At 40.9% G+C, this 26,235-nt stretch carries 22 protein-coding genes; 17 read left to right on the forward strand and 5 right to left on the reverse strand.

Annotated elements, in window-relative coordinates; genetic code table 11:
- Positions 1–126 precede the first annotated feature (126 nt).
- The 6 genes from AAFQ93_RS03230 to AAFQ93_RS03255 all read left to right on the forward strand — a co-directional run bounded on the left by AAFQ93_RS03230 (position 127) and on the right by AAFQ93_RS03255 (position 5,100).
- Entirely contained in the window at positions 127–741 is a 615-nt protein-coding gene (locus tag AAFQ93_RS03230; RefSeq protein ID WP_060955200.1) for a YesL family protein, read from the forward strand.
- Positions 719–2,392, forward strand: coding sequence for a sensor histidine kinase (locus AAFQ93_RS03235; protein WP_375555770.1), 1,674 nt, complete (start codon positions 719–721; stop codon positions 2,390–2,392). Before AAFQ93_RS03230 ends, AAFQ93_RS03235 begins: the two co-directional genes overlap by 23 nt.
- 2 nt (positions 2,393–2,394) lie before the next feature.
- Positions 2,395–3,681: a response regulator gene (locus tag AAFQ93_RS03240; protein ID WP_375555603.1), complete on the forward strand. Its 1,287-nt coding sequence runs from the start codon at positions 2,395–2,397 to the stop codon at positions 3,679–3,681.
- Between the two features lie 62 nt (positions 3,682–3,743).
- A complete protein-coding gene (locus AAFQ93_RS03245; RefSeq protein WP_000729010.1) occupies positions 3,744–4,277 on the forward strand; it encodes a hypothetical protein in 534 nt (177 codons plus the stop codon).
- A gap of 75 nt (positions 4,278–4,352) precedes the next feature.
- The gene (gene nrdI / locus AAFQ93_RS03250) at positions 4,353–4,820 is read left to right on the forward strand and encodes a class Ib ribonucleoside-diphosphate reductase assembly flavoprotein NrdI (protein ID WP_375555604.1); all 468 of its coding nucleotides are present in this window, start codon (positions 4,353–4,355) and stop codon (positions 4,818–4,820) included.
- Between the two features lie 70 nt (positions 4,821–4,890).
- Entirely contained in the window at positions 4,891–5,100 is a 210-nt protein-coding gene (locus AAFQ93_RS03255; RefSeq protein WP_000040887.1) for a hypothetical protein, read from the forward strand.
- 32 nt (positions 5,101–5,132) lie between these two features.
- Here the strand turns inward: AAFQ93_RS03255 and AAFQ93_RS03260 are convergent, their stop codons facing one another.
- Both AAFQ93_RS03260 and argS read right to left on the reverse strand, forming a co-directional pair.
- Complete coding sequence (locus AAFQ93_RS03260; protein ID WP_049504447.1) at positions 5,133–5,381, reverse strand: hypothetical protein; 249 nt, start codon at positions 5,379–5,381, stop codon at positions 5,133–5,135.
- Positions 5,382–6,168: 787 nt separating this feature from the next.
- Positions 6,169–7,860: an arginine--tRNA ligase gene (argS, locus tag AAFQ93_RS03265; protein ID WP_375555605.1), complete on the reverse strand. Its 1,692-nt coding sequence runs from the start codon at positions 7,858–7,860 to the stop codon at positions 6,169–6,171.
- A gap of 143 nt (positions 7,861–8,003) precedes the next feature.
- On the opposite strand from argS, the gene argR reads away from it, so the two are divergent.
- Together argR and mutS are read left to right on the forward strand one after the other, a co-directional pair.
- Positions 8,004–8,450 carry an arginine repressor gene (gene argR, locus AAFQ93_RS03270; protein ID WP_001231485.1) on the forward strand — a complete coding sequence of 149 codons (447 nt, stop codon included), beginning with the start codon at positions 8,004–8,006 and terminating at the stop codon, positions 8,448–8,450.
- A gap of 47 nt (positions 8,451–8,497) precedes the next feature.
- Complete coding sequence (gene mutS / locus AAFQ93_RS03275) at positions 8,498–11,032, forward strand: DNA mismatch repair protein MutS (RefSeq protein WP_375555607.1); 2,535 nt, start codon at positions 8,498–8,500, stop codon at positions 11,030–11,032.
- A gap of 40 nt (positions 11,033–11,072) precedes the next feature.
- On the opposite strand, the gene AAFQ93_RS03280 is transcribed toward mutS, so the two are convergent.
- Together AAFQ93_RS03280 and AAFQ93_RS03285 are read right to left on the reverse strand one after the other, a co-directional pair.
- Complete coding sequence (locus tag AAFQ93_RS03280) at positions 11,073–11,531, reverse strand: DUF3021 domain-containing protein (RefSeq protein WP_049508734.1); 459 nt, start codon at positions 11,529–11,531, stop codon at positions 11,073–11,075.
- On the reverse strand, positions 11,528–11,968 hold the full coding sequence (locus AAFQ93_RS03285) for a LytTR family DNA-binding domain-containing protein (protein ID WP_060955207.1): 441 nt from the start codon (positions 11,966–11,968) through the stop codon (positions 11,528–11,530). Before AAFQ93_RS03285 ends, AAFQ93_RS03280 begins: the two co-directional genes overlap by 4 nt.
- Positions 11,969–12,311: 343 nt before the next feature.
- Between AAFQ93_RS03285 and rpsL the strand changes: the two genes are divergently transcribed.
- From rpsL to AAFQ93_RS03305, 4 genes are all read left to right on the forward strand, one after another.
- Positions 12,312–12,728 (forward strand): 30S ribosomal protein S12, encoded by a 417-nt coding sequence (gene rpsL, locus AAFQ93_RS03290; RefSeq protein ID WP_001142333.1) that lies wholly within the window; start codon positions 12,312–12,314, stop codon positions 12,726–12,728.
- A gap of 19 nt (positions 12,729–12,747) precedes the next feature.
- Positions 12,748–13,218, forward strand: a complete 471-nt coding sequence (gene rpsG / locus AAFQ93_RS03295; RefSeq protein ID WP_000087876.1) for a 30S ribosomal protein S7 — start codon at positions 12,748–12,750, stop codon at positions 13,216–13,218.
- A gap of 307 nt (positions 13,219–13,525) precedes the next feature.
- Positions 13,526–15,607, forward strand: coding sequence for an elongation factor G (gene fusA, locus AAFQ93_RS03300; RefSeq protein WP_000090332.1), 2,082 nt, complete (start codon positions 13,526–13,528; stop codon positions 15,605–15,607).
- Between the two features lie 113 nt (positions 15,608–15,720).
- Entirely contained in the window at positions 15,721–20,115 is a 4,395-nt protein-coding gene (locus tag AAFQ93_RS03305; protein WP_375555608.1) for a PolC-type DNA polymerase III, read from the forward strand.
- Between the two features lie 114 nt (positions 20,116–20,229).
- On the opposite strand, the gene AAFQ93_RS03310 is transcribed toward AAFQ93_RS03305, so the two are convergent.
- A complete protein-coding gene (locus AAFQ93_RS03310; RefSeq protein WP_375555609.1) occupies positions 20,230–22,017 on the reverse strand; it encodes an NACHT domain-containing protein in 1,788 nt (595 codons plus the stop codon).
- 197 nt (positions 22,018–22,214) lie between these two features.
- Here AAFQ93_RS03310 and AAFQ93_RS03315 point away from each other — a divergent pair, with 197 nt between their 5' ends.
- The 5 genes from AAFQ93_RS03315 to queA all read left to right on the forward strand — a co-directional run bounded on the left by AAFQ93_RS03315 (position 22,215) and on the right by queA (position 26,172).
- Positions 22,215–22,367: a hypothetical protein gene (locus AAFQ93_RS03315; RefSeq protein WP_223140520.1), complete on the forward strand. Its 153-nt coding sequence runs from the start codon at positions 22,215–22,217 to the stop codon at positions 22,365–22,367.
- A 21-nt stretch (positions 22,368–22,388) separates the two neighbouring features.
- Positions 22,389–23,630 carry an aminopeptidase gene (locus tag AAFQ93_RS03320; protein WP_223140521.1) on the forward strand — a complete coding sequence of 414 codons (1,242 nt, stop codon included), beginning with the start codon at positions 22,389–22,391 and terminating at the stop codon, positions 23,628–23,630.
- 9 nt (positions 23,631–23,639) lie between these two features.
- Positions 23,640–23,870 (forward strand): GlsB/YeaQ/YmgE family stress response membrane protein, encoded by a 231-nt coding sequence (locus tag AAFQ93_RS03325; RefSeq protein WP_223140522.1) that lies wholly within the window; start codon positions 23,640–23,642, stop codon positions 23,868–23,870.
- 326 nt (positions 23,871–24,196) lie between these two features.
- Positions 24,197–25,105 carry a LysR family transcriptional regulator gene (locus AAFQ93_RS03330; RefSeq protein WP_049548400.1) on the forward strand — a complete coding sequence of 303 codons (909 nt, stop codon included), beginning with the start codon at positions 24,197–24,199 and terminating at the stop codon, positions 25,103–25,105.
- 38 nt (positions 25,106–25,143) lie between these two features.
- Entirely contained in the window at positions 25,144–26,172 is a 1,029-nt protein-coding gene (queA, locus tag AAFQ93_RS03335) for a tRNA preQ1(34) S-adenosylmethionine ribosyltransferase-isomerase QueA (protein ID WP_223141141.1), read from the forward strand.
- Positions 26,173–26,235: the final 63 nt, after the last annotated feature.

Raw genomic sequence — 26,235 nt, forward strand, 5'->3', positions numbered from 1 at the left:
GTTTCGAAAAATATAGTTAGTAAACAGGTAGCAAGTTCAACTCTCGCTGCCTTTTCTCTCCTCCTATTTTTGAGAGCGCTTGAAATATGTTATAATAGTTCTAGATTATTTTTTTGGAGGCAAACCGTGGGAAATTTTATTGAGCTAGTCTTTCATCGTTTCTTTTTGGGGATGATTGCAACGGTTTATTTTTGGTTATTGACACTAGCAGGAGGAGTAGTCTTTGGTATAGCACCAGCTAGTGCGACTCTCATGAGTTTATTTGCAGAACACGGCTATTCTTACCGTGCTTATCGTTTCAAGGAAGCATGGGCTTTATTTAAGAGCAATTTTGTTAAAAGCAATCTCAGTTTCTACACCTTTATGGGACTTGACTTGATCTTGATTTATGGCTTATATCTCATGATCCAATTGCCGCATCAGACCATTATCCACTTGGCAGCAACATTTTTAAATATCTTTTTGGTAGCTTTGGTATTTTTGGCCTATACTGTGTCTTTAAAATTGCAAGTTTATTTTGACTTATCCTATCAAAACACCTTGAAGCTAGCCTTTATCGGAATTTTTATGAGCTTGTCAGCAGTGGCCAAGGTTCTTCTTGGTAGCGTCTTGTTAGCCATCATTGGCTTCTATATGCCAGCCCTCATTATTTTTGTAGGGATTGGAATGTGGCATTTCTTTATTAGTGATTTATTGGAGCCTGTTTATGAAAACATTCATGAAAAATTGGCGTCCAAATAGAATGAAACAGTTTTGGCTTCATTCGCTCCTTAGAACCTATAGTTGGGTGATGATTGTCATCATTGCTAGTTTTGCTCTTTTGATCTCCTATGTAAACTGGGATAGTCGCGAAAAAGAAGCAAGACAGGTTTCCCAGCGGGTTTTGACTCGGATGGTGAGCGAGGTTGAGTATTATTATCGAGAATCAGCGCGTTCAGCCCAAAGTTTAGTAGATAATCAAGCGCGAATCGAGGGGATTTATAAGTATTTTAGCCTTAGTACACCGGATTATTTTTACTGGCAACTGGAACGTAAAGCATCACCCTATATTTCTGTATCCATTTATGAAAATATCGATGACCTTTATGTGCGCAATGATTTTGTAACGGGTGTAGCCATTGTCTTGCAAGACTCAACAGAAGTTTATGTTTCGACTAGGGACAATCGTAGTGGTTACAAGGTTTCTGCAGATGCCTTTAAGCCAGATGCTAATAGTTTTGCCGTTCCCGTATCCGATCCAGTATCGGATCAAGCTCTTGGAGTTATTTATGTTTCTGTATCTTCCGATGTTTTTTATAAGGCTATTGACAATACCAGAGGAAATATCCCAATTGCTGTGAACATAACCTCTCCTTTTGAAACGGAAATGTTTCACCAAGGTGAAAAAAGTGATCGAGAGGAATGGTTGCAAGATGAGACTGCTCATGGTTATCAGGTTCAGGTTGCTGTTCCACGAGGTTATGTCCTTAGTGGCAGTATCTCTAGCTCTGTCTTTATTCTTGCTTTGAGTCTCCTCTTTATCGTTATTTTATATGTAACCTTGAAAAAAACATTTTCGAAGTATCAAACACAGGTTGTTGACCTAGTGGAAACAATCCATGATATTGCGCAAGGGGAGCAGGGTAAAAGAATTGATCTCACGAAAAAAGACCAGGAATTGCTTTTAATCGCTGAGACGACAAATGATATGTTGGACCGACTGGAGAGAAATATCCATGATATTTACCAGCTTGAACTGAGTCAAAAAGATGCCCATATGCGCGCTCTACAAGCTCAGATAAATCCACATTTCATGTACAATACCCTCGAGTTTATACGGATGTACGCGGTCATGGAAAACCAAAATGAACTAGCGGATATTATCTACGAATTCAGTAGTCTCCTGCGCAACAACATCTCTGATGAGCGAGAAACAACATTAAAGCAAGAAGTGGAGTTTTGTCGGAAGTACAGTTATCTCTGTATGGTTCGCTATCCAAAATCCATTGCTTACGGATTTAAGATCGACCCTGACTTGGAAGAAATGCGCATTCCAAAATTCACCCTCCAACCCTTGGTGGAGAATTATTTTGCCCACGGAGTTGACCACAGAAGAACGGATAATGTTATCAGTATCAAGGCCTTGAAAAAAGAAGGCTATGTTGAGATTTTGGTAACCGATAATGGGCGTGGAATGCCTGCCGAAAAATTAGCAGAGATCCAGGATAAATTAGCTCAAAGAACCTTTGAACATATAGTGGATTATAGTGGGAAACGCCAGTCCATTGGGATTGTCAATGTGCATGAGCGCTTTGTGCTCTACTTTAGTGACCGGTATGATATCAGTGTAGAATCTGTTGAAAAAGAAGGTGTTCGCTATCAAATCACCATTCAAAACGAAGAGAAAGGATAAAGATGTATAAAGTACTTTTAGTGGACGACGAGTACATGATTACAGAAGGTCTCAAACGTTTGATTCCTTTTGATAAGTGGGATATGGAAGTCGTTGCAACAGCCAATCATGCTGATGATGCTCTGGACTACGTTCGAGAACATTCCGTCGATATTGTTATTTCAGATGTCAATATGCCTGACAAGACAGGACTTGAAATGATTGGGGAGATGAAGGAGTTGTTGCCAAATGCTTACTATATCCTCCTTTCAGGCTACCAAGAATTTGACTATGTCAAAAAAGCCATGAATCTCAATGTCGTTGATTATCTGGTCAAACCAGTCGATAAGGTTGAACTGGAACGCTTGCTTGAAAAGATTGCCAGTCAGCTTGGTGAAAAATCTCATGAGCCCGAAATATTGAGTCAGCAACTCGATGAAGAAGCCTTCAAGACTCATCTCAGCCAAAAAGAAAACTGGTGGATTGGACTTTCAAAAGAAAAACAAGGGGATTTTGTTATTCCCTACTATGTTCTAGGTCAGGATTGGCAGATCGTCCTTGCAGATCAGGAATTTGAGGGCTTATTGGTCATGCCTTTTGAAGCACCTTATCAAATCAACTTTGAAAAGTGGAAGCGTGATGTTGAAAAGACTCTCTTTTATGGATCGGTCAATTTAGATCAGTCTGAAAGTCTCTTTTCTTATTACGAGCCCATCTATCGAGTGATTATTCAAGGAAATCTCCAGCAAATTATTGATGAATTGACCTTGCTTGAGAAGATTGTCCTTGAAAACACACCGAGAGTATCTATCACAAAGCAACTCTTTACCCAGTTTGTCATGGATGTCTTCCATCTTTTTGAACATCTGAAGGCAGATGACATGACAGATATTGTCAAAAACATCCATGCCATTACAACTTTTGAGGACTTAGTCGCTTATACCAAGGAAACCTTGACAGCCTTCTTTGGCCAATACCGCATGAATGAAAATGTGGTCAGTGTACTTGAAGTTATTGGTAGAGATTACCAAAAAGAGCTTTCTCTCAAGGATATCAGCAAGGATCTCTTTATCAATCCCGTTTATTTGGGGCAGTTGATCAAGAAGGAAACCAATTCCACCTTTGCAGAGCTTCTCAATAAGCAACGTATCAAGGCAGCTCAGCAGCTCTTGCTATCTACAAATGATAGTATTGAGGATATTTGCTATACGGTTGGTTACAGTAATGTAGGCTATTTCTATAAGGTCTTTCGAAAACTATGTGGGAAGTCTCCTAAGGCCTACCGTAAACAGGTGGAAGCAAACTTGTAGCATTTGTTTTGCTTGTTAAAATATGCTATAATAAACTAAAAAAACATAAGGGGGTTGCTTTGATGAAAAAGAAACCAATCTATCTATGGGTATTACTGATTTTTTCAGCCTTACTCTCAGCAATGTCACTATTTGGAATCATATCTCCAGTACCTACTGCGGAGGGTATGAGCAATCTAGAAACATCAGCATCAGGTGTTAATGCTACTTATGCTAAGGAGCTCGTTGATTACACCATTAAGGTATCGGAGCATGGTCATTCTGTCTTCAGCATTCTCTTGGTTGTCTTATCTGTTATTCTAGTTGTTGTGGCTTTGGTTTTCCTTATTCGTAAAAACCTTCAATTGGCTAACTACACTTATCTTGCTTATGTCTTCGTTGCCATCGTTGGTTCTATCTACAACTTTATCGGCGTTCAGGATGCGGTTTCACTTTTTACAGATCCTAACATCCGTATGGGAGCGGAGCTTGGTGCCAAAGGTTCAGCCATTTTTGGGATCGTACTCAATGTTATCTTCCTAGCAATCGTCTTCTATAAAATGTGGCGTCAGCAAAAAGAATTAACAGAAGCTCAAGAAGAGGAAGAACTGGCCTAAGAGTTGACAAAGGATAACTATCAAGATACAATCTTGGTAGTTATTTTTTTGAATTCAAAAAAGAAGGAGGAGAGCATGAAAAAAATTTCCTTAGTCTATATCAGTCTGAGTGGAAACACGGAAAGTTTCGTCACACGTCTGAAAGCTTACTTATTAGAACAGTATGAGAATATTGAAGTGGAAAAGATCCATATTAAAGATTTGGTCAAGGAGGAGGAGAATTTCTTTGAGATGACCAATCCTTATGTCGCTTTCCTACCAACTTATCTAGAAGGTGGCAATGGAGTTGACAATGGTGATGTGGAGATTTTGACCACTCCAGTAGGGGACTTTATCGCTTACGGTGACAATGCCAGCAAGTGTTTTGGTGTCGTAGGATCAGGCAATCGTAACTTCAACAACCAATACTGTTTGACGGCTAAACAATACAGCCAACGCTTCGGATTCCCCGTTCTAGCAGACTTTGAGATGCGTGGAATGCTGGGAGATATCAAGAAGGTCGCAGGGATTATTGCGGAACTCTATGAATTAGAAGCTTTGTAAGAGGTCAGATTTTCTGAGGAAGAGTTTTATTCCATGAATAAAGGATTTACTTAAAAAGGGAACAATCGAAATGAGTAAACTACAGAAATCATTTTTAAAGTATATAAAACGCAAACCAAGCTTCAAGGATATTATGCTATGCAGTGCTTTGCTACTATTAGCGATTGCTCTGCTACTGTTCTCTGAGAAAATTTTTGATGAAGATGCAGCACCATTTGGAACCATGGTATCCTTAGGGATTGTTATCCTGGTAGAAATCTTAGCTGTCAGAAATAAATAAAAAGACTCGAGAAATGCATCTCGAATCCTTTTTCATTTTCTGATGTCTTCCACAATTTCCTTTGAAATCATGATTCCCAAACGATATCCTTTATTGATGTAGTCGATGACATCGTTGATGTTTTCTGTTGTTTGAATTTTTTCCTTGATAGTAGCTCGAAAAGCTTCATCCTTTAACAGCTGTTCTTGTAGAAGTCTTTGTAGTTTTTCCTTTTCGTATTTGTTGATGAGAAAAAGAGCGACAAGACTGATGACAACTAAAATATAAGCATATTGGCTCATAAAATCTCTCCCTAAGTGATAAAGAAATTAATAGCAAGAGAAAAGCGAAAAAGATTTTTCGCTTTTCAAGTAATGACAATATAAAAACTAGGCAAGTAATCGCTAATCTAAAATAGTGGATGTAAAGCCCTCCGCCCCTAGTACCAAATAAAAGTCATAGAGGTTTAGGATTGGTTGCTTAAATCGCTCTGTAATCCCGTAACTTTAAGATTGCGACGTCTTTCGGTAGAAATCGATAATATTTCTATCGAAAGACTAGTGAAGCGCCTAGCCAAACTCTGAATAGGATTTGGCGTTAGTTACTTAGACTGCATTACAATAAAGTGATTAAAAGCCTACGACATGAGCCTAACCAAATCGATATTATTTGGTTAGGTGAATTAGTGAAGCGTTTAGGCAAATCGCCTCATTTACGACGTCGTGGCCCCTAAATCGATTATATTTAGGGGCCATGACTAGTGAAGCAGTTAGCTAGTCCGCATAAAAGCAGCTAGCGTCCAACAATTAGGAACTTTAATTCCAGTAACTTTAAGATTGCGACTTTTTTCGGTAGAAATCGATCATATTTCTATCGAAAGACTAGTGAAGCACCTAGCCAAAGTCCGAATAGGATTTGGCGTTAGTTACTTAGACTGCTTAGTAATAAATTAATTTAATAGATCACGACATGCATCCAAATAAATCGATATTAATTATTTGGATGCATTAGTAAGGCGTTTAGGCAAATCGCCCGATAGCGATTGCCGTCAAGAGACTAGGAACTTTAGTTCCAGTCTCTTGTAACGAATTACATCTTCTCTGGTGCTTCTACACCCAACAAACGAAGGGCTTCTTTGAGGACAACTGCTGTTGCATAGCTGAGGGCTAAACGACTGTCGCGTTCTGGACTTTCATCCAAGATACGAGTGTGGGCATAGTATTTGTTAAAGGCTTGGGCTAAGCTAATTGCAAATTTAGCAATGATAGAAGGTTCAAAGTTATCCGCCGCACGGTTGATAATACGTGGGAAATCTTGGATGAGTTTAATGATTTCCCAGCTTTCAGTATCATTCAAGCTATAGTTGGCATCTGCTTCAGGTTTGAAATCGGCTTTGCGCAAGATGGATTGGATACGAGCATAGGCGTATTGAACATAAGGACCAGTCTCGCCTTCAAAGGATACCATAGCTTCAAGATCGAAGTCGTATCCATTTGTACGGTCAGTTTTAAGGTCATAGAATTTAATGGCTCCAACTCCAACAGCATGAGCAACCTGGTCTTTATTTTCAAGTTCCGGATTTTTGGCTTCAATTTGCGCTTTGGCACGACTGATGGCTTCTGCGACAGTAGGCTCTAACAAGATAACATTCCCTTTACGAGTAGAGAGTTTCTTCCCTTCTTTTGTTACCAATCCAAAAGGAACATGGACAATATCTTGACTCCAATCGTAACCCATCTCTTGCAAGACAGCCTTGAGTTGTTTAAAGTGAGCAGATTGTTCTTGACCAACGACATAGATCGATTTGGCAAATTGATATTCGTTTTTACGGTAAAGGGCTGCAGCCAAGTCACGTGTGATGTAGAGAGTTGCACCGTCAGATTTCTTGATAAGAGCTGGGTGTTCAATTCCATATTTTTCAAGATTAACAACTTGGGCACCTTCTGATTCGACCAAAAGTCCTTTTTCAGAAAGGATATCTACAACTGCATCCATCTTGTCATTGTAAAAGGCTTCCCCGTTGTAGCTGTCGAATTCAACCTTCAATTCATTGTAAAGGCGGTTAAATTCCACCAAACTTTCATCACGGAACCATTGCCAAAGTGCGAGAGCTTCCTCATCTCCATTTTCAAGTTTACGGAACCATTCGCGTGCTTCTTCATCCAAGCTAGGGTCATTTTCAGCTTCAGCATTGATGCGAACGTAGAGTTTAAGAAGTTCATCAATCGGATGAGCTTTTACAGCTTCTTCGTCGCCCCATTTTTTGTAGGCAACGATCAGCATCCCAAACTGTTTACCCCAGTCTCCCAAATGGTTGACCTTGACCGTTTTATAGCCGATTTTTTGGAAGATATGTGACAAGCTATCTCCGATAACAGTTGAGCGCAGGTGACCAATAGAGAATGGTTTAGCAATATTGGGACTAGACATGTCGATAACAACATTTTCTTGTTTACCAATATTTTGGTCAGCATAGTGTTCTTTTTCAGTGATAACAGCTTGTAATACTTGAGCAGAAATGGCATTTTTATCAAGGAAGAAGTTAACATAAGGTCCAGTAGCGACGACTTTTTCAAAGGCTTGGCTATTGATTTTTTCAGCGATATCTGCTGCAATCATTTGTGGAGCTTTTCTCTCAACTTTTGCTAGAGTAAAGGCAGGGAAGGCGATGTCTCCCATGTCAGAGTTTCTGGGTTGTTCTAGTAAATTTAAAATAGCCTCTTGATCCAGGCTCTCAATGACGCTAGCCAATTCGCTAGCAATCAATTGTTTTGTATTCATTATAAACTCCTTTGGACTTTTCTTCTATTTTATCACAATTTTGAGGAATGATAAGAATTTTTTTGAAATATTCGGTTTTTTTGGTATAATGTTCTTAATTAAATAGTTGTAAAATGTTATAAATATTCACTCGAGAGGATGTTATGAGAAAAAGAGAACGCCATCAGTTAATCAAACAAATGATCACTGAGGAAAAATTAGGAACTCAAAAGGAGATTCAAGATCGTTTGGAAGCACGCAATGTTTTTGTAACGCAAACGACATTGTCGCGTGACCTTCGCGAACTGGGCTTGACCAAGGTTAAGAAAAATGATAAGGTCTACTACGTACTAGCAAATGAGACAGAGAAGATTGACCTGGTTGAGTTTTTATCCCATCATTTGGAAGGTGTAGCAAGAGCTGAGTTTACCTTAGTTTTGCACACAAAATTGGGTGAAGCCGCAGTTTTAGCCAATGTTGTCGATGCCAACAAGGATGAATGGATTTTAGGGACAGTTGCTGGTGCCAATACCCTATTGGTGATTTGCCGAGATCAGCATGTCGCTAAACTCATGGAAGATCGTTTGTTAGATTTGATGAAGGATAGATAAGGTCTTGGGAGTCTCTCTCAAGACTATTTTTAACAAGGAGAGAATGGATGACGACAGAAAAATTATCACCTGGCATGCAACAGTATGTGGATATTAAAAAACAATATCCAGATGCTTTTTTGCTCTTTCGTATGGGTGATTTTTATGAGTTATTTTACGAAGATGCAGTTAATGCTGCCCAGATACTAGAAATTTCACTAACCAGTCGCAATAAAAATGCTGACAATCCTATTCCCATGGCTGGAGTTCCCTATCACTCTGCTCAACAGTATATTGATGTCCTAGTTGAGCGTGGCTACAAGGTTGCCATTGCTGAGCAGATGGAGGATCCTAAGCAGGCAGTAGGGGTTGTTAAGCGTGAGGTTGTGCAGGTGATTACACCAGGTACAGTCGTTGATAGTAGTAAACCAGATAGTCAAAACAACTTTTTGGTGGCTATCGACCGTGACGGTCAGCAATTTGGTTTGGCATACATGGACTTAGTGACGGGTGATTTCTATGTGACAGGTTTATTGGATTTTACCCTGGTCTGTGGTGAAATCCGAAATCTTAAGGCAAGAGAAGTTGTCATCGGCTATGCCTTAACTGAAGAGGAAGAACAGATTCTCAGCCGTCAAATGAATTTGGTGCTTTCTTATGAGAAAGAATCATTTGAAGACATACATCTGTTGGATCCACGCTTGGCGCCTATTGAACAAGCTGCCAGCAGTAAGCTTCTTCAGTACGTTCATCGGACTCAGATGAGAGAGTTGAATCACTTGAAGCCAGTTGTCCGTTATGAAATTAAGGATTTCTTGCAGATGGATTATGCAACCAAGGCTAGTTTAGATCTAGTAGAAAATGCTCGTTCTGGCAAGAAACAAGGCAGTCTTTTCTGGTTGCTAGATGAAACCAAGACTGCCATGGGAATGCGTCTTTTGCGCTCTTGGATCCACCGTCCCTTGATTGACAAGGATCGTATCCTTGAACGTCAGGAGGTTGTACAGGTCTTTCTGGATTATTTCTTTGAACGTAGTGATTTGACAGAAAGCCTCAAGGGAGTCTACGATATCGAGCGTCTGGCTAGTCGTGTGTCTTTTGGGAAAAGTAATCCTAAAGACCTCTTGCAATTAGCGACTACCTTGGGAAGTGTTCCACGAATTCGAGCAATTTTAGAAGGAATGGAGCAACCAGCTCTTGCCTGTCTGATTGAACAATTAGATCCTATTCCTGAGTTGGAAAGTCTCATTAGCGCAGCCATTGCTCCAGAAGCTCCTCATGTAATTACAGAGGGTGGCATTATCCGGACTGGCTTTGATGAGACCTTGGATAAGTATCGTCGGGTACTGAGAGAAGGAACCAGCTGGATTGCTGAGATTGAGGCCAAGGAAAGAGAAAACTCTGGCATCAGTACGCTCAAGATTGACTACAATAAAAAAGACGGCTACTATTTCCATGTGACCAATTCGCAGCTTGGTAACGTACCAGCCCACTTTTTCCGTAAGGCTACGCTGAAAAACTCGGAGCGTTTTGGGACAGAGGAGTTGGCGCGTATCGAAGGAGAAATGTTAGAAGCGCGTGAGAAATCAGCCAATCTTGAATACGAAATTTTTATGCGGATCCGTGAGGAGGTTGGCAAGTATATCCAACGCCTGCAAGCCCTAGCCCAAGGAATCGCTACTGTCGATGTCTTACAAGGTTTGGCAGTGGTAGCAGAAAATCAGCACTTGATTCGGCCAGAGTTCGGAGAGGATTCACGAATTGACATCCAAAAGGGACGTCACGCAGTTGTTGAGAAGGTCATGGGAGCCCAAACCTATATTCCCAACAGCATCCAAATGGGTGAAGATACTAGTATCCAGCTGATTACAGGGCCTAATATGAGCGGGAAGTCAACCTATATGCGTCAGCTAGCTATGACAGCAGTCATGGCCCAGATAGGATCTTATGTTCCTGCAGAAAGTGCTCACTTGCCTATCTTTGATGCGATTTTTACCCGTATCGGGGCAGCAGATGACTTGGTTTCCGGTCAGTCAACCTTTATGGTCGAGATGATGGAAGCCAATAATGCCATTGCGCACGCGACTGAGAATTCTCTCATTCTCTTTGATGAGTTGGGACGTGGAACGGCAACTTATGATGGCATGGCCTTGGCCCAAGCGATTATCGAGTATATCCATGAACATATCGGAGCCAAGACTCTCTTTGCGACTCATTACCATGAATTGACTAGTTTGGAGACTAGTCTGGGACATCTGGTTAACGTTCACGTGGCTACGCTTGAGCAAAATGGTCAGGTTACCTTCCTTCATAAGATAGAAGCAGGACCAGCAGACAAATCATACGGAATTCACGTTGCTAAGATTGCAGGTTTACCGGTAGACTTGCTGAAAAGAGCAGATGAAATTTTAACTCAATTAGAGAGTCAAGGTCAGGAAAGTCCTGCTCCAATGAAACAAACACATGCAGTTTCTGAACAAATTTCCCTATTTGACTCGGCGGAAGAAAATCCTATTCTAGCAGAATTGGCTAAAGTAGATGTGTACAATATGACACCGATGCAGGCCATGAATCTCTTGTTAGAATGGAAACAAAAATTATAAATCAAAACCCACTCAGTCCTGTGAGTGGGTTTCTGTTTCATTATTTCTTCTGAGCCAATAATTGGTTGATGTGGGCAACCTTCTTTGATTCTCTTTTATAGAGAATCGCCCAGATGATGAGATAGACGATGGCAAATTCTGGGATGAGTTGAAGGATGAAAGTCCAGCGAAGTGGAAACCAACCTGCCAGAATTGCTAGAGGAACAAAACCTAATAGCATGAGGAAGAAGTGAGTGACAGTAGCACGAAGAAGGCTCCAGTCTTTGGCAAAGAGACGGCTACCAAAACTAAAGAGGACTCCGATAGCTGCCCAGATGATAGAACAGTAGAGCAATACTAGAGCGCCATGTACCTGTTGTTGGATCATGAATTGGCCAATCAAAGAGTTGGGGCTAAGTGGTGCATAGTTGCTTGGCGAATAGATAAAAGAAAAGATAATAGATAGGATGAGGCCGATGAGGACACCAGTTGTGGCATCGTGGAAAATTTGTTTTTTCATAGTTCTAATTTCTCCTTAATAGCTTTGAGGTAACGGCGAGATGAGTAGGTGAAACTGTCATTTTTTAGATAGATTTCAATCAAGCCGTTAGAGGTTAGTTTTAGATGACTAATAGCATCGATGTTGACAATTTCCGATTGGGAAATTTGGATAAAGGAAGCAGGTAAAATTTCACTTGCTTGGTAAAGACGAATGTCGAGCGCATAGGTTTGGCTATCCGTTTCAGCTAAGACTTTGCGATTTTCAATATATATACGTTGAATCTTACTAATCTGAATCAAGTAGACCTGGTCTTGGAATTTTCCTTTAAGAGTTTCGTTTTGATCCAGTGATTGAACAAAGTCTTGAACTTTTTGAACTCTAGGGGACAAAGATGGTGCTTCTATGATGATTTGTTCTTCGGCGTATTGTTGATCAATGTCAAGTCTAACTTTCATATTTTCTCCTTTGTAAAAGTTGTAATAGAGATCTCTTACTTACAAATCTATTAAACACCATTTTGTTGACAATTACAAGAAGCTTTGTCTATGTGGTCGGTTGAAGAGTCTATCTGGCAGGTGACCGTTTTCATAGAATTTTTAGAGTAAAGAAGTCAAAAAATAAGAAGAAATATATTGACAAAAATAGAAAAAACGTGGTACAATAACAGACGGTACTTTTTACTTTTGGTCTCTCAAGAGTGTACAGGGACGTGCTGACAAATGTTGCAAAAGTACACACAGATGATAGCTGTCACCAAGTGTATCATCACCAAAAATAAAAAAACACAGGAGAATGTAGATGCCTACAATTAACCAATTGGTTCGCAAACCGCGTAAATCAAAAGTAGAAAAATCTAAATCACCAGCTTTGAACGTTGGTTACAACAGTCATAAAAAAGTTCAAACAAACGTTTCTTCACCACAAAAACGTGGTGTTGCAACTCGTGTTGGAACAATGACACCTAAAAAACCTAACTCTGCCCTTCGTAAATTTGCTCGTGTACGTTTGAGCAACCTTATCGAAGTTACTGCCTACATCCCAGGTATCGGACACAACTTGCAAGAGCACAGTGTGGTGCTTCTTCGCGGTGGACGTGTAAAAGACCTTCCAGGGGTACGTTACCATATCGTCCGTGGTGCACTTGATACTGCAGGTGTTAACGATCGTAAACAAGGCCGTTCTAAATACGGTACTAAACGTCCGAAAAAAGCATAAGGAAAGGGGATAAAGAGAAATGAGTCGTAAAAATAGAGCTCCAAAACGTGACGTATTGCCAGATCCGCTTTACAATTCACAATTAGTTACTCGTCTTATCAACCGCGTTATGCTTGACGGTAAACGTGGTACAGCTGCTTCAATCGTTTACGGTGCTTTTGAACAAATCAAAGAAGTTACTGGTAACGATGCACTTGAAGTATTTGAAACAGCTATGGAAAACATCATGCCTGTACTTGAAGTACGTGCACGTCGTGTTGGTGGTTCTAACTACCAAGTCCCAGTTGAAGTTCGTCCAGAACGTCGTACAACACTTGGACTTCGTTGGTTGGTAACAATCGCTCGCCTTCGTGGTGAACACACAATGCAAGACCGTCTTGCAAAAGAAATCTTGGATGCTGCTAACAACACTGGTGCAGCAGTTAAGAAACGTGAAGACACTCACCGTATGGCTGAAGCTAACCGTGCCTTCGCACACTTCCGTTGGTAATAAAATGATACCAAGAGCGGAAAAGGCCCAAGGCAAAAATAGGAAACTGATGCAGTGTTCCGTGAACACAAAGCAGTTAATCTTTTTTGCACCGGGCCTCGCTCGGGTTCGAATCAGATAACTTGAGCTTTTAGCCCGGGTTCAATTGAGCTCGGTCCGCTCTTAAGTTCAACTCAACTTACCATTCCACAAGTTGAAGCCAACAATAACATGAAAACATTGAGAACGGGTAGGTCCTGCCTATCCGTTTTTATTAAATCGTGTTCTAATAGAATAGAAATAAAAAAATATAGGAGAAACAAACCTCATGGCACGCGAATTTTCACTTGAAAAAACTCGTAATATCGGTATCATGGCTCACGTCGATGCTGGTAAAACAACTACAACTGAGCGTATCCTTTACTACACTGGTAAAATCCACAAAATCGGTGAAACTCACGAAGGTGCGTCACAAATGGACTGGATGGAGCAAGAGCAAGAACGTGGTATCACTATCACATCTGCTGCGACAACAGCTCAATGGAACAACCACCGCGTAAACATCATCGACACACCAGGACACGTGGACTTCACAATCGAAGTACAACGTTCTCTTCGTGTATTGGACGGTGCGGTTACAGTTCTTGACTCACAATCAGGTGTTGAGCCTCAAACTGAAACAGTTTGGCGTCAAGCAACTGAGTACGGAGTTCCTCGTATCGTATTTGCCAACAAAATGGACAAAATCGGTGCTGACTTCCTTTACTCAGTAAGCACACTTCACGATCGTCTTCAAGCAAATGCACACCCAATTCAATTGCCAATCGGTGCTGAAGATGACTTCCGTGGTATCATCGACTTGATCAAGATGAAAGCTGAAATCTATACTAATGACCTTGGTACAGATATCCTTGAAGAAGACATTCCAGCTGAATACCTTGACCAAGCTCAAGAGTACCGTGAAAAATTGATCGAAGCAGTTGCTGAAACTGATGAAGAATTGATGATGAAATACCTCGAAGGTGAAGAAATCACTAACGAAGAATTGAAAGCTGGTATCCGTAAAGCGACTATCAACGTTGAATTCTTCCCAGTATTGTGTGGTTCTGCCTTCAAGAACAAAGGTGTTCAATTGATGCTTGATGCGGTTATCGACTACCTTCCAAGCCCACTTGACATCCCAGCGATCAAAGGTATCAACCCAGATACAGATGAAGAAGAAACTCGTCCTGCATCTGATGAAGAGCCATTTGCAGCTCTTGCCTTCAAGATCATGACTGACCCATTCGTAGGTCGTTTGACATTCTTCCGTGTTTACTCAGGTGTTCTTCAATCAGGTTCTTACGTATTGAATACTTCTAAAGGTAAACGTGAACGTATCGGACGTATCCTTCAAATGCACGCTAACAGCCGTCAAGAAATCGACACTGTTTACTCAGGTGATATCGCTGCTGCCGTTGGTTTGAAAGACACTACAACTGGTGACTCATTGACAGATGAAAAAGCTAAAATCATCCTTGAGTCAATCAACGTTCCAGAACCAGTTATCCAATTGATGGTTGAGCCTAAATCTAAAGCAGACCAAGATAAGATGGGTATCGCCCTTCAAAAATTGGCTGAAGAAGATCCAACATTCCGCGTTGAAACTAACGTTGAAACTGGTGAAACAGTTATCTCTGGTATGGGTGAGCTTCACCTTGACGTCCTTGTTGACCGTATGCGTCGTGAGTTCAAAGTTGAAGCGAACGTAGGTGCTCCTCAAGTATCTTACCGTGAAACATTCCGCGCTTCTACTCAAGCACGTGGATTCTTCAAACGTCAGTCTGGTGGTAAAGGTCAGTTCGGTGATGTATGGATTGAATTTACTCCAAACGAAGAAGGAAAAGGATTCGAATTCGAAAACGCAATCGTCGGTGGTGTGGTTCCTCGTGAATTTATCCCAGCGGTTGAAAAAGGTTTGGTAGAATCTATGGCTAACGGTGTTCTTGCTGGTTACCCAATGGTTGACGTTAAAGCTAAGCTTTACGATGGTTCATACCACGATGTCGACTCATCTGAAACTGCCTTCAAGATCGCTGCATCTCTTGCACTTAAAGAAGCTGCTAAGACTGCACAACCAGCTATCCTTGAACCAATGATGCTTGTAACAATCACTGTTCCAGAAGAAAACCTTGGTGATGTTATGGGTCACGTAACTGCTCGTCGTGGACGTGTAGATGGTATGGAAGCACACGGTAACAGCCAAATCGTTCGTGCTTATGTTCCACTTGCTGAAATGTTCGGTTACGCAACAGTTCTTCGTTCTGCATCACAAGGACGTGGTACATTCATGATGGTATTCGACCACTACGAAGATGTACCTAAGTCAGTACAAGAAGAAATCATTAAGAAAAACAAAGGTGAAGAATAATTCACCGTCACTTTAAAAGAAGTCACTTTGTGGCTTCTTTTTCTGTTTGGTAGAAATAGGTAAAAGTGCCTCAAATATGGTAAAATAGAAGGAGTATATTGTGAGGAAAATGGATGTCAACCACTTTTGAAATTTTAATGAATCAGTTGGGAATACCCGCTGAAATGAGAAAACATGAGGCCTTCTCTCAGGCTGAAATAGAACAAGTTATTGTTCACAAACGAAGCAAGGTTTGGGAATTCCGTTTTGTCTTTGAGAATATTTTACCTTTTGAGCTATTTCTTGAGTTAAAAAGAGGTTTGAAGGAAGAATTTTCAAAAACAGGAAATCAGGCTAGTTTTGAGATAAAAACGAGAAATCAAGATTTTTCTAGAGAACTTTTACAAGCCTACTATCGAGAGGCTTTTTCGGAAGGTCCTTGTGCTAGTCAAGGTTTTCGTTCTATTTATCAGAATTTTCAGGTTCGCTTTGAAAATGATCAGTTGATTATCGAAGCCTCTGAAGCTGCAGATACAGAGCATTTTAAGAAAAATCATCTCCCGAATCTTAGTAAACAGCTGGAACTTTTTGGTTTTCCTAAACTTTCTTGCATCTTAGAAAAAAATGAAGAGCTGACAAGGGAAGAACAAGAAGCCTTCCGTACAGAGAATCAAATGATTGTTCAGGCTGCTAATGACGAGACACTTCGAGCCATGGAACAGTTAGAACAGATAGCACCGCCTCCTCCAGTTGAGGAGAAACCTGTCTTTGATTTTCAAGCCAAGAAGGCAGCTGCTAAGCCTAAACTTGATAAGGCAGAGATTACTCCTATGATCGAGGTCAATACCGAAGAAAATAGATTGGTTTTTGAAGGAGTTGTCTTTGATATTGAGAAGAAGGTGACTAGAACGGGTCGTGTCTTGATTAACTTCAAGATGACGGACTATACTTCTAGTTTCTCTATGCAAAAATGGGTCAAGAATGAAGAAGAAGCCCAAAAATTTGACATGATCAAGAAAAACTCTTGGCTCCGTGTTCGAGGAAATGTCGAGGTTAATAATTTCACACGAGATTTGACCATGAATGTGCAAGATGTGCAGGAAGTAGTCCACTATGAGCGTAAGGACTTGATGCCAGAGGGTGAGCGTCGCGTTGAATTTCATGCCCATACCAACATGTCGACCATGGATGCTCTTCCTGAGGTCGAAGAAATCGTTGGAACAGCAGCCAAATGGGGACACAAAGCAGTGGCAATCACAGACCATGGAAATGTTCAGTCCTTCCCTCACGGCTATAAGGCTGCCAAGAAAGCTGGTATTCAGCTCATTTATGGAATGGAAGCCAATATCGTTGAGGATCGTGTTCCTATCGTCTATAACGAAGTGGAGATGGATCTTTCTGAGGCTACCTATGTAGTCTTTGACGTGGAAACGACAGGTCTGTCAGCTATCTATAATGACTTGATTCAGGTGGCCGCTTCAAAGATGTATAAGGGTAATATCATCGCTGAGTTTGATGAATTTATCAATCCAGGACATCCCTTATCAGCCTTTACAACGGAATTGACAGGTATTACCGATGACCATGTAAAAAATGCTAAACCCTTGGTTCAAGTTCTGAAAGAATTCCAAGAATTCTGTAAAGATACAGTTCTGGTAGCCCATAATGCGACCTTTGACGTTGGCTTTATGAATGCCAACTATGAGCGTCACGGTCTTCCAAAAATTACTCAACCTGTCATCGATACGCTAGAGTTCGCTAGAAATCTCTATCCAGAGTACAAGCGACATGGTTTGGGCCCCTTGACCAAACGTTTTGGTGTAGCTCTAGAACACCACCATATGGCCAACTATGATGCGGAAGCAACTGGCCGTCTGCTCTTTATCTTTATCAAAGAAGTAGCAGAAAAACACGGTGTGACGGACTTAGCACGATTAAACCTTGATTTAATCAGTCCAGATTCATATAAAAAAGCTCGTGTCAAGCATGCAACCATCTATGTGAAAAATCAAGTGGGCTTGAAAAATATCTTTAAGCTGGTTTCCCTCTCTAATACCCAGTATTTTGAAGGAGTACCGCGGATTCCACGTACGGTACTGGATGCCCAGCGAGAAGGGTTAATCTTGGGCTCCGCTTGTACGGAAGGGGAAGTCTTTGATGCAGTCGTATCACAAGGTGTTGATGCAGCGGTCGAAGTTGCTAAATACTATGACTTTATCGAGGTGATGCCTCCGGCAATCTATGCACCTCTGATTGCCAAAGAGCAGGTCAAGGACATGGAGGAGCTCCACACCATTATCAAGAGTTTGATAGAGGTTGGAGATCGTCTAGACAAGCCAGTTCTTGCGACAGGAAATGTCCACTATCTCGAACCTGAGGATGAAATTTATCGTGAAATCATCGTCCGCAGTCTAGGTCAGGGAGCCATGATTAACCGAACAATCGGCCACGGAGAAGCTGCTCAACCAGCTCCACTACCCAAGGCACACTTTAGAACAACCAATGAAATGTTGGATGAATTTGCCTTTCTAGGGGAAGATTTGGCTCGTAAGATTGTCATTGAAAATACCAATGCCTTGGCAGAAATCTTTGAGCCTGTTGAGGTCGTTAAAGGTGATTTGTATACACCTTTCATTGACCAAGCCGAAGAAACAGTTGCTGAATTAACCTATAAAAAAGCTTTTGAAATTTATGGAAATCCACTGCCAGATATTGTTGATTTACGGATTGAAAAGGAATTGACTTCTATCCTAGGGAATGGTTTTGCCGTGATTTATCTGGCTTCACAGATGCTAGTGCACCGTTCCAACGAACGGGGTTACTTGGTTGGTTCCCGTGGGTCTGTTGGATCCAGTTTCGTTGCGACCATGATTGGGATTACCGAGGTCAATCCTCTCTCTCCTCACTATGTCTGTGGTCAGTGTCAGTACAGTGAGTTTATCACGGATGGTTCCTACGGTTCAGGTTTTGATATGCCAAATAAAGACTGTCCAAACTGTGGCCACAAACTCAGCAAGAATGGACAGGATATTCCTTTCGAGACCTTCCTTGGTTTTGACGGGGATAAGGTTCCCGATATCGATTTGAACTTCTCAGGGGAGGATCAGCCGAGCGCCCACTTGGATGTACGTGATATCTTTGGGGAAGAATATGCCTTCCGTGCAGGAACGGTAGGTACGGTGGCTGCTAAGACAGCCTATGGATTTGTCAAGGGTTACGAGCGTGACTATGGCAAGTTCTACCGTGAAGCCGAAGTAGAGCGCCTAGCCCAAGGAGCTGCTGGTGTTAAACGGACGACTGGTCAGCACCCAGGGGGAATCGTTGTTATCCCTAACTATATGGATGTCTATGATTTTACACCAGTACAGTATCCTGCAGATGATGTGACTGCTGAATGGCAGACTACTCACTTTAACTTCCACGATATCGATGAGAACGTCCTCAAGCTCGATGTCCTTGGTCATGATGATCCGACCATGATTCGAAAACTTCAAGACTTGTCAGGTATTGATCCAAACGATATCCCTATGGATGATCCAGGTGTCATGGCCCTCTTCTCAGGTACGGATATCCTAGGAGTCACGCCAGAGCAAATCGGGACTTCAACTGGTATGCTTGGTATTCCAGAGTTTGGGACCAACTTTGTTCGTGGAATGGTGGATGAAACCCATCCGACGACCTTTGCGGAGTTGCTTCAGCTTTCTGGTCTGTCTCACGGTACCGACGTTTGGTTGGGAAATGCCCAAGACTTGATTAAGGCTGGAATTGCGGACTTGTCAACTGTTATCGGATGTCGGGATGACATCATGGTTTACCTCATGCACGCTGGTCTAGATCCAAAGATGGCCTTTACTATTATGGAGCGTGTACGTAAGGGAATGTGGCTCAAAATCTCTGAAGAAGAGCGCAATGGTTATATCGAAGCTATGAAGGCTAACAATGTACCTGAGTGGTATATCGAATCTTGTGGAAAAATCAAGTACATGTTCCCTAAAGCCCACGCGGCAGCCTACGTTATGATGGCCTTGCGTGTAGCCTACTTCAAGGTTCACCATCCGATTTATTACTACTGTGCTTACTTCTCCATCCGTGCCAAGGCCTTTGATATCAAGACCATGGGTGCAGGCTTGGATGCTATCAAACGCAAGATGCAAGAAATTACTGAAAAGCGCAAGAACAATGAAGCTTCCAACGTAGAAATTGACCTCTATACAACGCTTGAAATTGTTAACGAGATGTGGGAACGTGGCTTCAAATTTGGAAAGTTGGATCTCTACCGTAGTGATGCGACTGAATTTATCATCGATGGAGATACTCTCATCCCACCGTTTGTTGCTATGGATGGACTGGGAGAGAACGTTGCTAAGCAATTGGTTCGTGCTCGTCAAGAGGGTGAATTCCTCTCTAAAACTGAACTCCGCAAGCGTGGTGGGCTCTCATCAACCTTGGTTGAAAAGATGGATGAAATGGGGATTCTCGGCAATATGCCAGAGGATAACCAGCTGAGTCTGTTTGATGATTTGTTTTAAGAAGGCAGATTAGCCCCAATTTAACAGAGATGTTTGATAATTAAAAAAATAACAGGACATTGGACAATCCTGTTATTTTTTAATTGTGAACATAAATATACAACGGCTAGATTACTAATCCTCTAAGACTATATCCTCTTCTTTTAGGTCTTCTATCAGATTCTGCTTATAATGAGTCAGAGAGAGTGTATGTTGACCGACCCAAGATTTTTTAAATAAGTCCAATAATTCTTTGTTTTTAATGAGGTCTTCTGGTCCTATAACCTTTTCTATTAAATGATTATCTTCGCAGAATGATATTAGGGGATTATTATCACTTGTACTGTAGACTGTATAATCAATAGTATTGTCGAAAAAATAATAAATAAAACTCTGAAGTTTACCTGTTGGTTCGTAGAATCCTAATCCAAGAGATGAGTCGCTAGGTCTAGGAGAAATTTCAATTTTTACTGGAAAATTGAGAATGTAATATTCAAATAAGTCCTCGTCTTTAGATTTGGCTTCTTCAAACTTAGTTAATAAAGGGATTAAGATATTATTATTAAAGCGTTGAGTACTCATATCCTCTAACATAAAAAATACTGAATCTGCACGAATGCTAAATTTTCCCGATTCTATTAGAAGAAAGCTGTAGTCCTGCATCTTACTATCCGTTTGTATATTTAGAAAGTAAGCAACAAAATATTCTTGGAAAGAACGATGGGAGAACTTGTATCTGTTTCCTTCCTTGTATAGTACACATAGGCAGTTTTCTAAATCGTCTATAAAATTGCGTATATTGAGAATCTTTTTAATTCGAGGAGGAAATTTTTTAAAAATTTCCTCAATCTCTGGGAAGGTAAACTCTGTTTTTGCTTTTTGGTATGTTAGAAAACAGAAGATTGCAAAACATTCTTTAAAAGTATCTGAACTTAAATCTGATAGCATTTTTCGTCGATAACTTTTCGTAGCATCGTGCTTCGAGAGCATGGTATCAAAGGCTTGATAGTAGAATAGGTGTAATTTTTGCGGGATTTCTGCATAGTCATTGTAAGTGGAGAGCATAATATTTAGTAAGAGAGGATTTGAAGCAAAGGATTTATGTCTATCATATAAAATACTCTCTAGATCACGAATAAATTTATCTTTTAGTTCCTCATCTGGATATTCAATTTTTGTAATAAGACTTATAGCTTGTTCCTTAGTAAAAGGAACAGCTTTTAAAACTGTGAAACGTTGAAATTCAATGAATTCGGATTCGCTATAAGGTCTGGAAGAAAGGATATAATGGTTTTCAGGATATTTGTCACAAAAATCATTTAACTTATTGAAAAATTCTTTTTGGTTTTCGCTATACAATTCATCATAGCCATCCAATAGGAATAAAAAGCATCCAGATTGAAGTGCATAATCTAAGTATTCTTCTTGAAATGTATTGTGAAATTGATTTAGCTTTTTTAACAGTAATTTTTCAAGGTCTAAATGCTCCTCGTCGTTGAAATCTTTTAATTCAATAAAAATAGGAATATAGTCTTTTAATTCTAACTCACTTAGAAAAAGGTGTTTCATGAGAGTGGATTTACCAATTCCACCAGAACCTTCAATGATTAAAAATTTTGAGAGATCAGTTAGTACTCTTGTTGTAGTGGGCTTGATGATGTCTGAGCCTTTTTTTAAAAATGGGATTTCAAAAAAGTCATACAGTCTTTTAGGTTCGATTCCGTAGATAATCGTTTTGATTTTACTGTATTTTTCATAAGAATTTGTTAAATAATCTTGGAAAGGAATCTCTAGATTAATTTTTGCTTCATTGTAGAGCGTTTTAAATTTGTCAGTTGTTTTGGAAATAATAGGTGAAAAGTATTTATCCAGAATAGCACTAGTAAATTGTTTTGCAATTTCATTGTTAAAGATTTCGTCCATTATCTTTCGCTCCTGTGTATTTTTAGTGTATATCTATAGAATATCACCTTATATTTTTTATGTCAATATAAATAAAGAGTGTCAATATAGCTGTATATTACATTCTCAATTCTTGGATAGTTAAATAAAAACAAGCTTTATTAGGCTTGTTTTTAAATTTACATCATATGTGATATACTAGTAACGGAGGACATTTCATGAAACTAAGAATTTTTGCGGAAGACAAGCCTGCTCAAAAGGTTTTTGAATATCAGTTAGAGCTTGCTGATCAGACAATTCTTCTATCGACAGCACTCTTGTCAGGTGCTATTGCTTTGGCAGGATTATTTTCTGCTTTGAAAGAAAAATAAAAATAGAAAAGAGAAAACAAAATGGTTTTACCAAATTTTAAAGAAAATCTAGAAAAATATGCTAAGTTGTTGGTTGCTAACGGTGTAAATGTGCAACCTGGTCATACCTTGGCTCTCTCAATCGATGTGGAGCAACGTGAGTTGGCTCACTTAATCGTTAAAGAGGCTTATGCACTTGGTGCACACGAAGTTATCGTTCAATGGGCTGACGACTTTGTGAATCGTGAGAAATTCCTTCACGCGCCACTAGAGCGTTTGGACAATGTACCAGAATACAAGATTGCTGAGATGAATTACCTTCTTGAAAACAAAGCAAGTCGTCTCGGTGTTCGTTCTTCTGACCCAGGTGCCTTGAACGGAGTTGATGCAGAAAAACTTTCAGCTTCTGCCAAAGCTATGGGAATTGCCATGAAACCAATGCGTATCGCAACTCAATCCAACAAGGTTAGTTGGACTGTTGCTGCTGCAGCTGGACTCGAGTGGGCTAAGAAGGTCTTTCCAAATGCTGCGAGTGACGAAGAAGCAGTGGACCTCCTTTGGGACCAAATCTTCAAGACTTGCCGTATCTACGAAGAAGACCCAGTTAAGGCTTGGGAAGAACATGCTGCTATCCTCAAGAGCAAGGCGGAAATGCTCAATAAAGAACAATTCTCAGCTCTTCACTACACAGCACCTGGAACTGATTTGACACTTGGCTTGCCTAAGAACCACGTTTGGGAATCTGCTGGAGCCATCAATGCCCAAGGTGAAGGATTCTTGCCAAATATGCCAACAGAAGAAGTCTTTACAGCTCCTGACTTCCGTCGCGCAGATGGTTATGTGACTTCAACAAAACCACTTAGCTATAATGGAAACATCATCGAAGGCATCAAAGTAACCTTTGAAAATGGAGAAATTGTAGATATTACAGCTGAGAAGGGTGACCAGGTTATGAAGGACCTTGTCTTTAAGAATGCAGGTGCGCGTGCTTTGGGTGAATGTGCCTTGGTACCAGATCCAAGCCCAATTTCTCAGTCAGGTATTACCTTCTTTAATACTCTTTTCGATGAGAATGCTTCGAACCACTTGGCTATCGGTGCAGCCTATGCAACTAGCGTTGTTGGTGGAGCAGAGATGAGCGAAGAAGAGCTTGAAGCTGCAGGGCTTAACCGTTCAGATGTTCATGTTGACTTTATGATTGGTTCTAACCAAATGGATATCGATGGTATCCGTGAGGATGGAACACGCGTACCACTCTTCCGCAATGGAGATTGGGCAATTTAAGGAGAATCTATGCTTGGAAGTATGTTTGTCGGTCTTTTAATCGGACTACTAGCAGGAGCTATCACCAATCGTGGCGAACGTATGGGATGCTTCGGGAAAATGTTTCTCGGCTGGATTGGTGCCTTTCTAGGACAATTACTCTTTGGTTCTTGGGGACCAAGCCTAAACGGTACAGCCATTATCCCATCAGTTCTCGGTGCCATGATTTTGCTAGCCATCTTCTGGGAAAGAGGAAGCTAAGTTTAGATTTAGAAGGCAGATTAACTCTAAAGAATAAGAGAGAGGCTGGGACAAAATTCCTAGCCTCTCAATTGTCTTTGGATTGTCGATCAAGACGCAGTGGTTGAGTGGCCTCTACTACGCTGATTTCATCAGCTTTTACAGCCCTACTCAACTGTGCGGAGGTGGGACGATGAAATCGAATTCTAACGAATTACCGATTTCTGTCCCCCCTCTCTCTTTTGGCCGCTCTATAAAGTCCTTTGAAAGCGCTCATCTAAGCTTAGCCACAGAGCTTTCAGTGACTGGTTCTTTTTATATTGCGTCAAGTATGGTACAATAAAAGCATGAGAATTCAACAATTACACTATATTATCAAAATTGTAGAGACTGGGTCGATGAATGAGGCTGCCAAGCAACTCTTCATTACGCAGCCCAGTCTATCAAATGCAGTTCGTGACCTAGAAAATGAGATGGGGATTGAGATTTTTATCCGAAATCCTAAGGGAATTACCCTCACACGTGATGGGATGGAGTTTTTATCCTATGCCCGTCAGGTTGTCGAACAAACCCAACTCCTAGAAGAACGTTATAAGAACCCAATCGCTCATCGCGAGCTTTTTAGTGTGTCTTCGCAGCACTATGCTTTTGTGGTTAACGCTTTTGTTTCCTTGCTTAAGAAAAGCGATATGGAAAAGTACGAGCTTTTTTTGCGTGAAACCAGAACCTGGGAAATCATCGACGACGTCAAGAACTTCCGCAGTGAAGTGGGAGTCCTCTTTTTAAATAGCTATAACCGTGATGTCCTTTCTAAGATGTTGGATGATAACCATCTAGTTGCCCACCATCTCTTTACAGCCCAACCCCATATCTTTGTCAGCAAGTCCAACCCTCTTGCTAAGAAAGACAAGGTGCAGTTGGCAGACCTAGAAGACTTCCCATATTTGAGCTATGACCAAGGTACCCATAATTCCTTCTATTTCTCAGAGGAGATTTTGTCTCAGGAACACCACAAGAAATCTATCGTTGTTAGTGACCGTGCGACCTTGTTCAATCTCTTGATTGGTTTGGACGGCTATACCATCGCGACTGGTATCCTCAATAGTAACCTTAATGGGGACAATATCGTTTCGATTCCACTTGATATTGATGATCCGATTGAGCTGGTTTATATCCAGCATGAAAAGACAAGCTTGTCTAAGATGGGTGAACGCTTCATCGAATACCTTCTTGAAGAAGTTCGCTTTGACAGCTAATGCAACTCTATTAGAAAAGAAAAGGAAAAATGACACCAATGAATACCAATGATTTTGATTTTCACTTGCCAGAGGAGCTAATTGCTCAAACTCCTTTGGAAAAGCGCGATGCTTCTAAGCTTTTGATGGTCAATCGCAAAACAGGAGAATTTCAAGATAGCCATTTTCACTCCATTATTGAAATGCTAGAGCCAGGTGATGCTCTAGTTATGAATGATACACGCGTTCTGCCAGCTCGACTTCATGGTCAAAAGGAAGAAACAGGTGGCCACGTTGAACTCTTACTTTTGAAAAATACAGCTGGAGACGAATGGGAAGTCTTGGCAAAACCTGCTAAGCGTCTCAAGGTCGGTGCCCGTGTTGTCTTTGGTGATGGTCGCCTCAGCGCAGTTGTGACCGAGGAGTTAACCCATGGAGGCCGTATTGTTCGCTTTGAGTATGAGGGGATTTTCCTAGAGGTACTTGAAAGTCTGGGAGAAATGCCGCTTCCTCCTTATATCCACGAAAAGTTGGATGACCGTGAACGTTACCAGACCGTCTATGCCAAGGAAAGTGGCTCAGCCGCTGCTCCAACTGCAGGTCTGCATTTTACCAAAGAATTACTAGAAGAAATCCAGCAAAAAGGAGTTCACCTAGTTTACTTGACCTTGCACGTTGGGCTTGGAACCTTTAGGCCTGTTTCGGTAGATAACCTGGATGAACACGAGATGCACTCAGAGTTTTATCAATTGTCTGAGGAAGCTGCTGCGACCTTGCGTCAGGTCAAAGAAAATGGTGGCCGCGTGATTGCCGTGGGGACAACCTCAATCCGTACGCTAGAGACCATCGGAAGCAAGTTTGACGGTCAGATCCAAGCAGACTCTGGTTGGACCAATATCTTTATCAAGCCAGGATATGACTGGAAGGTTGTGGATGCTTTTTCTACTAATTTCCATTTGCCTAAGTCTACCTTGGTCATGCTTGTTTCTGCCTTTGCAGGGCGTGAATTGGTCCTCGAAGCCTACCAGCATGCTATCGATGAAAAATACCGTTTCTTTAGCTTTGGTGATGCCATGTTTATCTACTAAAAATAGAAGAGCTAATTCCTGATTGGATTAGCCTTTTTTGATGTCAAATAGCTATTGAATTAT

Origin of the sequence: Streptococcus nidrosiense (assembly GCF_042140045.1) — a bacterium.
GTDB lineage: Bacteria > Bacillota > Bacilli > Lactobacillales > Streptococcaceae > Streptococcus > Streptococcus nidrosiense.